The organism is Vibrio sp. Y176 (genome assembly GCF_033438945.1).
This window is the reverse complement of the sequence record NZ_JAWOQS010000444.1, coordinates 1-744: the sequence shown is the minus strand read 5'-3', so window position 1 is coordinate 744 and position 744 is coordinate 1. Positions and strand designations below refer to the sequence as shown.

Annotated in this window: 1 protein-coding gene; it reads right to left on the bottom strand. The window is 46.4% G+C overall.

From position 1 onward, the window contains the following. On the bottom strand, nt 1-647 hold a 647-nt coding region (locus R7O13_RS26580; protein WP_412125733.1), incomplete at its 3' end, for an ABC transporter substrate-binding protein. Nucleotides 648-744: the final 97 nt, after the last annotated feature.

The window sequence follows — 744 nt, the reverse complement described above, 5'->3', positions numbered from 1 at the left end:
TCCACAATTTCTTTAGTGAGTTGAGCAATTTTTTTCTTCAATGCTTCAACATTGTCAGGGACAAGTTGAGTGATCTTGTTGCGATAACGGTCATGTTGTTGGATAAAATCGTCAATCTCGTCGCGAAGTATTGCACCAGTCACTGAATGGTCACTGATGATGTAAATCTGCTTGTTGTCTGGATGCAAACGCTCGATCAGCGCTAAGTTCGCTTCTAAATCGACGTTCTCAATCACGCCGGTTGCGTTAAGTGATTGATGAAAGGAAGGACGGTAATTGTTGATGCCACAGAAAATCACTGGCGTGTCTTTGATCAACGGCGCCAAGTGCTGCATCAATTCCAATGCATTGTTGTCCGTCACCAAAATGGCATCAAAACGCTCATCGCTCAACTTGGTGCGATAGAGTGATTCGAGCTGGGTAAAAAACTGCTCGCTCTGGTTGCGCTTGGAATCCAAGTATAAGACGCGCATGTCCATCTCGCGGTCATCGAGTTGTTGATCGATCCCGCGCTGAATGGAGTCCGTCCAAAAGAATCCTTGGTGATAAGAATGGACGACAAGCACCTTCGGCTCTTGAGCAAGTGTCAGTTCACTCCAGGCACATGCACTCCAGAATAAGGCGACCAAAATCAGAAAACGCTGCACATTCTCTCCATAGCATCGGAGTTAACCCGCAGTTACTCCTGCCAAACCTTGTGAATCGTGTCCGCTGTGAGTATAAAAGAGACGTAACTCTCATACC